The sequence below is a fragment of the Leeuwenhoekiella polynyae genome, assembly GCF_004104075.1.
GTDB classification, from domain to species: Bacteria; Bacteroidota; Bacteroidia; order Flavobacteriales; family Flavobacteriaceae; genus Leeuwenhoekiella; species Leeuwenhoekiella polynyae.
In genome coordinates this window covers 106,488-114,492 of the sequence record NZ_QOVK01000012.1, presented here as the reverse complement: position 1 = coordinate 114,492, position 8,005 = coordinate 106,488, and the positions used below count along the sequence as shown (strand labels likewise).

The following is an 8,005-nucleotide window of genomic DNA, read 5'->3' as shown; positions in this document are numbered from 1 at the left end:
ACCTCGGGGCAAGCCTGTCTGCCGACAAAGGCAGGCCCACGAGGCATTCGTTAGAAACAAATTTTCAATTTCGAGGCAAGCCTCGGGGTATTAAACCCTTTGGCGGCGCCAATAAAATAATTAAGATCATACAATCATCAAAGTCTTAGTATTACCTAACATCCATTAAATAAGAAACCCCAAAGATTCTAGCGAACCTTTGGGGTTTCAAATGAATTATCTTGGAGATTATTACTTCTTGATTTCCTCAAGCCTTACTTCATTTCCATCTTTGTCTAACAGCATCACTTCATCAAAGCCCATATCTTTAAACTGCTGATACTGCGTTGCCGCATCACCTACAACCAAATATGCCATTTTAGACTCATCAAGATATTTGTTAGCCAACTCTTTGTGTTGTTCTAAAGTCATATTATTAATCGTCGCTTCTTCTTCAGCGATGTAATTAGGATCAAGACCGTAAGCACTACGCTCCTGAAGCATTCCCAATAATGAACCTTGTGTTTCAAAGCGCCTTGCATTTGATTTGATTAACGCATTCTTAGTAAATGCCAAATCCTCTTCAGAAATCCCCGCTTTATAGTTAGCTATTTCATCTTTAAAGATCGAAACAGATTCGCCCGTAGTATTGGTTCTTACACTCGAAGAAGCAGTAAACGTACCTGGAATTTTTGTTCCGCTAAACCCGGAACGCGCCCCGTAGGTATATCCTTTTTCTTCACGTAAAACCAAATTCACATTACCACTAAAAGAACCTCCTAGTTTATAATTCATTACTTCAGCAGGATAGAAATCTTCATCAGTACGCGGCATCGCTATGTAACCAATATTGATAACAGATTGTTTTGCGTTAGGAACATCTACAAAATATAAAGATGCTTTATCACGATCGTTCTTAATAGGGAACTCAGGAATTCTAACTTCTTTTGCTTCCCAATTTTCTTTCAATCCGTCTAAAGCAGCTAGCGCCTGACTTTCTAAAACATCTCCCACTACATGGAAACGACTCACAGATGGTGAAATATATTTAGTATAGTAGTCTTTTAGATCCTGAATAGTAATCGCTTCTACAGACTCAACCGTACCTGAAGTAGGCTGTGCAAGCGGATGATTCTCACCATAAAGCATTTTATTATAAACCCGGTTTGCAATCACATTAGGATTTGCGTCAGAACGTTTGATTCCATTAATTGTGCTGGTTTTGATACGTGCAAATTCTTTTTCATCCCAGCGTGGTTCTAATAAGATCTCTTGTACCAGTGCCATTGTTGCATCAAAATTACGAGCAAGGGTATTTCCTCTTAAAACTAAAGATTCATCTGTTGTGTACATGTTAATACTTGCTCCAAGACGATCTATTGCTTCTTCAAGCTCAAGAGGTGTTTTTGTCGCTGTACCCTCCATCATCATGTCGCTCATTAGATTTGCAACACCATTTTTACTAAGGTCATCTAGTAAATGACCCCCATCTATGACCAGACTAAAGTTTACCAGTGGCAGCTCATCCTGAACAATACCATAAACTTCCATCTCATTGGGCAAGTTAGCTGTCCAGGAATCCGGAATGTTTAATTTTGGAGTCTCACCCATTTCAGGCGCTACAGAACGATCAAATTTAGAAGGTGTTTTTTCGATCTCTACATCAGCATCTACAACCTCCGTTTCAACATTTTCTGTGATTTCCTCTTCTACAACTTCTGCTTTTTCTGAATTTTCAGCAATCAATTCTACTTGACCTTTAGGTACAAAACTGGTTAATATAAAAGGTTTTCCTTTAATGTACTTATCATAAACGCGCGTTACATCCTCTGCAGTAACTGCTTTAATGTTTTCGATATCCTTCTCAATAAAACCCGGATCATCGGTAAATACATCATATTGTGCCAGCTGGAAAGATTTACCCAAAACGCTGCTTATTCCGTTATAAAAATCGGTTTCTAGACCTGCTTTTATACGTTCAATATCCGATTCTTTTACCCCTTCTTCTTCAAAAAGTGCAAATGCCTTAGTAATACCGGTTTCTACACTGTCTAAATCTACACCAGAATTTGCAGTGACCGAAATTCTAAATTTTCCCGCGATCTGATCAGAACCATTCCACGCATAAGGCTCTGAGGCCAACTCCATATCTTCAACCAGAACGCGGTAAAGCGGTGCATTTTTTCCGTCAGAAAGAATTTCACCTAAAAAATCTAATGCATACGCATCATCTGTATACTGCTCCACGGTAGGCCATACCATATTGAGTTGAGGCGCTGTAGCAAAATTATCTTCGTGATACAGACGCTTGGTTTCATCAAGCGTCACATTCATAACGGCTAAAGGTGCAACCTCCTGGCGTTTCTTAATTTCACCAAAATACTTTTCTACAAGTTCTTTAGCTTTTCCTTCTTCAAAGTCCCCGGCAATAACCAGAGTAGCATTATTAGGACCGTAAAATTTATCGTAAAACTCCTTTACATCTGCTACGGTCGCATTCTGAAGATCTTCAAGTTCACCAATTACCTGCCAGCTGTAAGGGTGCCCATCAGGAAATAAATTCTTGTCAATTACCCAACTCGTATGCCCGTAAGGATTGTTATCTACACGCTGCCGTTTTTCATTCTGAACCACTTCTTGTTGATTAGCAAAAGCAGATGCTGTAACCGTATTGATCAGGAACCCCATACGATCTGATTCTAACCAAAGAACAGTCTCAAGCGAATTATTAGGTACAACTTCGTAATAAACAGTACCATCTTGCCAGGTACCGCCATTTAACGTACCACCTACATCCTGAATGGTTTTAAAGAATTGATCTTGCGGAACATGCTCAGATTCCTGAAAAAGCATGTGCTCAAACAAGTGTGCAAAGCCGGTACGTCCCTTTTTCTCGCGATTTGACCCTACGCCATACTGAATAGCTACAGAAACAATAGGATCACTCTTGTCTTGATGAAGTACGACATTCAAACCGTTTTCAAGTTCATACTTTTCATAGTCGATAGATAGTTTTGCATCTGCGACATCTTTATCGGCTTCCTTATCTTCACAAGAAACCAGCGTTGCCACAAATAACGACAGCATCAGTGCCACCGGAGTCCATTTTGTGTTGATCATTGATCTTAATTTTTGATTAATAAATGGTGAATACGTTCTTAAAACTTTTAAAAAAGACGCATTTAAAGTCTAAAAGTTACAAAACTATTAGGGTTTATTTAATGATTTTTGAATTTTAATGCACATTCATTAAAAGAACAAGTTTATTCATCGAAACCAACCCTCACGATCTAAGCTTCTATATTGAATTGCTTCGGTAATGTAGTGTGATTCTATTTGAGATGAAGTTTTCAGATCTGCTATTGTTCTGGATACTTTTAAAATACGATCATACACTCTTGCGGAAAGATTAAGTTTTTCAGCGCTTTTCAACAGCTCTTTAGAAACAGAGTCTAAAGCACAATAGTTTCTGATTTGTTTTACGCTCATTGGTGCATTATAATCAATGCGGGATCTAGTTCTTCCTTATAATATGGATGATATAACTGAGTTTCAAAATTAGTTTCAACGCAATGAAAAGATATAATTGAGTGTCTTACAACCTACAATAACACGTTACAAAAAAAAGTGAAAAGTGCCTGTCTAACTTAAAACAAAAGGAATCTAGTAGTAATTCGATATTTATTGATTAGAATTTTCAATTCTCATTTTCTCTAATTCCTCTTGGGTAAGAACGCGAAATGAAAACTTATAACCTTCGTAAATAGCAATACCATAAAAAAGCAAATCAATAGGACTAAACGTTTCTGACATCAATTCTGGAAGATAAGTGTAATCTAAATATAACATCGTTTCAAGAAGGCTGATATCCTGAGCATTTGCAATCACCCCCATAATGCTAAAGATGTTCCCTAAAACAACTGAAACAAAAGCAATCGCTCCACCCCAAAAACCAAATATCTGACTTACACCTTTACCAACTAATCTAATAGTGTAACCAACCCCTGCACCAATAGCAACAGCCATATAGCCTATTTGAAAATCTGTAACTACCGTGATCATTCCCCATAAAATAGCACCTATTAAGCCTGCTATTGCACCGCATATGACCGCCGGAATTAAATTCTCCTGACTTTTTACATAATTTAAATCTTCTTCAGAAAGTTTTTCTATTACCTGACTTAGCTCTAAGCCTTCTGTTTCGTGAGCAACAATTTTTACAGAAGAATCTTCTTTAAAATCCATACACGTACTGTCAAAAGATGCTTTTTGATTGGTGATTCCGCAAAGTAAACCTTCTTTCAAGTTCATTTCGCGGTTGGTACATTTTTTACAAAAAGCCAGTTGAGCATCTCGATTCATTGTTATGATTTTTAAGAATATTTAACAATAATGGCAAAAATCGTTAACAATATCAAAAAAAGTTTTAACAATAATTTTATGAATCCTCATCTTTTAAAACTAACAAACTGTAAACAAGCGATTTAGCTTTCACCCCAACCAACCCTCACGATCCAGGCTTCTATATTGAATCGCTTCGGTAATGTGGTGTGATTCTATTTGAGGGGAAGCTTCCAGATCTGCTATTGTTCTGGATACTTTTAAAATACGATCATACGCTCTTGCGGAAAGGTTCAGTTTTTCCATAGCGTTTTTCAACAGCTCTTTAGAACCAGAATCTAATGCACAATGCTTTCTTATTTGTTTTACGCTCATTTGTGCATTATAATGAATGTTTTCGCTTTCTCGGAAACGTTCAGTTTGCAATTTGCGGGCTTCGGTCACGCGTTTGCGTATTGCAATGCTGCTTTCCGCTTTGCGCTCATCAGACAATTTTTCAAACGGAACAGGTGTAACTTCTATGTGAATATCTATACGATCTAATAACGGACCGGAAACTTTACTCAGATACCGTTGCATTTCTGCGGGAGTACTGGTCACGGGAGCACCGGGGTCGTTAAAATAGCCTCCGGGGCTGGGGTTCATACTAGCGACCAGCATAAAACTACTGGGATAGGTCACGGTAAATTTGGCTCTTGAGATGGTTACTTCCCGGTCTTCCAACGGCTGACGCATCACTTCAAGCACGGTACGCTTAAACTCCGGCAACTCATCTAAAAACAATACGCCATTATGAGCCAGTGAAATTTCTCCCGGCTGTGGATAAGCACCGCCGCCAACTAACGCGACGTCTGAAATCGTGTGATGCGGACTTCGGAATGGTCGTTGTGCCATCAATCCCACATGTTCCCGCATACGCCCGGAAACACTGTGAATTTTAGTAGTCTCCAGCGCTTCTCGCAACGTCATAGGTGGTAAGATGGAAGGCAGGCGTTTCGCCAGCATGGTTTTTCCTGCGCCAGGAGGACCTATTAAAATGATATTATGACCACCGGCAGCGGCGATTTCCATACAGCGTTTGATGGATTCCTGACCTTTTACATCTGCAAAATCAAACTCCGGATGCTCTAAGGCATTGAAAAATTCAGTTCGCGTATCTACAATCGTACGCTCGAGTACTGTATCCTTATCAAAGTGATCAATGACTTGTGCAATACTATCAATCGCGTAAACTTCCAGGTCTTTTACAATTGCGGCTTCTCGTGCATTCTGACTGGGTAATAGAAATTTTTTAAAACCTTCTTCCTGAGCTTTTATTGCTATGGGCAAAGCGCCCCGAATAGGCTGCAGACTCCCATCTAGAGAGAGTTCGCCCATAATGATATACTCATCCAGATTCTCAGCCTTAATTTGTCCGCTGGCTGCTAAAATGCCAATAGCAAGTGTGAGATCGTACGCACTTCCCTCCTTGCGTAAATCTGCAGGAGCCATATTGAGCGTAATTTTCTTTCCGGGAATTTTAAAACCGTTGTTTTGAAGTGCGGCGGCAATACGGTAATTGCTTTCCCGAATCGCATTATCAGGCAATCCTACAAGATGATAACCAATACCTTTGTCAATATTTACTTCGATAGTAATCGTAGATGCTTCAACGCCAAAAACTGCTGAGCCATAAACCTTTGTAAGCATAATTTCTAAGTTGGAATTTTAAAGAAACAATATTATTTCCACTTCCTAAAAAATTATACCCTTCATTTTTAGAGGATTACAAAATTTTAAATTATAAACGTTCAATTAGAGAATCTGCCCATTTATGAGCGGGTTTTCCGAAGCATTCTATCAAATCATCAACTCCTATAATACTTCCTTTAGCCAGACGGCCTAAAAGAGAAATATGCTGATGACTATTTCCGTTTTTGCTAATGATACTTCCATCTTCAAGCGTGTGCAACCCCAGTTTATAACTCACAGGGTCAACGCGCTTATCTTCAAGCAAATTTTGAATCAACGGGCTAGAAACAGCAACGAGTTGGGGCGCATCTATTACTGAGTTTACCATAACCTGAGTGATGATAGATTGGTTATTTTTCTCCAATTTCCATCCGTTTTCAACAGGTGTAATTGTCGGGTTGTTTACAAAATCGAGATTGAGAACACCGGCTTCTACCAATGCCATTAATTGTTGTAAACTTTTCACGGGCGGTCCATAAGAGTAGCGTTTACTCGCCTCTATATAGTTTACAACATCAACCATTGCCGCATCTGGTAAATTTAAATACGTATAATCGTGGTATAAAATTCCTAAAGCAAACCGCCAGACTTGTCCTAAACAGTAATCAAGACTAATAGCCGTCTTACCAAAAGCCATTTGCAGCAAATGCTCCATGGCTTCCAGTGCCGGTAAATCATGCTTTAAAATGAGATCGTGAGCCGTATCTGGATCTTTAATCAACTGTATTGTCAGTTGTGATAATTCTTGATGGGAAAGTTTATGTTTTCTGCTATGCACAGACATTCTTAGATAAACTGAAGCCGCCATTTCTGCAAGTGCTTCAATCAAAAAGGAAGCATCTTTTATAGATGCTGCACGTTGTTCGGCTTTTTCAATAGCACGTATAAAAGACTGTTTTTCTTGTTCATTCGGTTTAAACCAATTATCTATAGTTGCACTTACAGGTTTTGGTGCAGGCGGCAACCCATTTAAAGAGAAAACGACTAAGTGCTTAGGGGCTTTTTCAGAAGGAATATATTCCCACTTAATGGAATCTTTTTTTTCTTTAAAAACTCCCCCAAAACCAATACTCAAGGCTCTTACCTGATCTACCATAGATAAACCAAAACCGCGTAAAGCGACAGTGGTTTCGGCAGAAATTGAATCGGTTTCTAAGGCTCCTACAGGGTAAGGATCTTCATATAATTTTAGATTATTTTCTTCTGCGTGTTTTCCCCAGGTTGTCAATTGTTTTGAATCATAGGTTGGCTGATGACCAATGGTTAAAACAGCTTCATCCACTTCAATCTGTTGATCATCCTTAGTATAAACAAGACACCCGGTTTCTGATGGTTCAATTTTAGTAACCTCTTTCTGGTAAAAATCGACCAAATCAGAACCTATTAAAGCTTCTCTAAACGTATTAAATCGCTCATTCAAATAACTACCAAGTTTTGCTCTTGAAGGAAAAACATCTTTTTCAGAATAGTCATCATCAGTGGTGGTTAACCAATTTTTATAACTGGGAAACTCCGGAATAAAAACATCATCAAAATATAAAGCCTCTCTTCCTGCTAAATTATTAGACAAATTACGCTCGTGAATATTAGATAAATTGGTCTCAACTTGGTTGGGAGTCCAGATCTGTCCAGCCCCAGGATATGCAGAAGCTTCAAATAAAACAACTTTCAACTTTTTGCTTGAATTAGAGTTTTTCTTTGCGAGATAAAGACTCTCAAGAGCGGCTAGTCCTCTCGGTCCCACGCCTACGATTGCAATTTTATAAAGTTTTGACAAGATATAAATTCAGATATTTTTTATTGGGTAAATACGTTTTGTAAAGGTACAATTCACAGCGATCTCAGCCGCTAAACCCTGGATTCAAACCTATTAAGATTATCATAAAACTAAGCTTTTAGAATAACAACATTTAATTAATAAATCAAAGAGTGTCAATTTTGCTAAGGTTTAATA

At 38.5% G+C, this 8,005-nt stretch carries 4 protein-coding genes and 1 pseudogene; all 5 read right to left on the bottom strand.

Annotated features, from left to right (window positions below; genetic code table 11):
- Positions 1–231: 231 nt before the first annotated feature.
- The 5 genes and pseudogenes from DSM02_RS13150 to DSM02_RS13130 all read right to left on the bottom strand — a co-directional run bounded on the left by DSM02_RS13150 (position 232) and on the right by DSM02_RS13130 (position 7,795).
- Positions 232–3,099, bottom strand: a complete 2,868-nt coding sequence (locus DSM02_RS13150) for a M16 family metallopeptidase (protein ID WP_128766082.1) — start codon at positions 3,097–3,099, stop codon at positions 232–234.
- Between the two features lie 147 nt (positions 3,100–3,246).
- A pseudogene (locus DSM02_RS13145) lies at positions 3,247–3,486 on the bottom strand (magnesium chelatase subunit ChlI family protein); the annotation flags it as partial.
- A gap of 174 nt (positions 3,487–3,660) precedes the next feature.
- Positions 3,661–4,341, bottom strand: coding sequence for a hypothetical protein (locus DSM02_RS13140; protein ID WP_128766080.1), 681 nt, complete (start codon positions 4,339–4,341; stop codon positions 3,661–3,663).
- 129 nt (positions 4,342–4,470) lie between these two features.
- Positions 4,471–6,009, bottom strand: a complete 1,539-nt coding sequence (locus DSM02_RS13135; protein WP_128766079.1) for a YifB family Mg chelatase-like AAA ATPase — start codon at positions 6,007–6,009, stop codon at positions 4,471–4,473.
- A 91-nt stretch (positions 6,010–6,100) separates the two neighbouring features.
- Positions 6,101–7,795, bottom strand: a complete 1,695-nt coding sequence (locus DSM02_RS13130) for an FAD/NAD(P)-binding protein (RefSeq protein WP_240674056.1) — start codon at positions 7,793–7,795, stop codon at positions 6,101–6,103.
- Between the last annotated feature and the right edge of the window lie 210 nt (positions 7,796–8,005).

Excerpts from the sequence above, each read along its gene's own strand:
- DSM02_RS13150 (WP_128766082.1), bottom strand. The coding sequence starts at position 3,099 with ATGATCAACACAAAATGGACTCCGGTGGCACTGATGCTGTCGTTATTT.
- DSM02_RS13140 (WP_128766080.1), bottom strand. The coding sequence starts at position 4,341 with ATGAATCGAGATGCTCAACTGGCTTTTTGTAAAAAATGTACCAACCGC.
- DSM02_RS13135 (WP_128766079.1), bottom strand. The coding sequence starts at position 6,009 with ATGCTTACAAAGGTTTATGGCTCAGCAGTTTTTGGCGTTGAAGCATCT.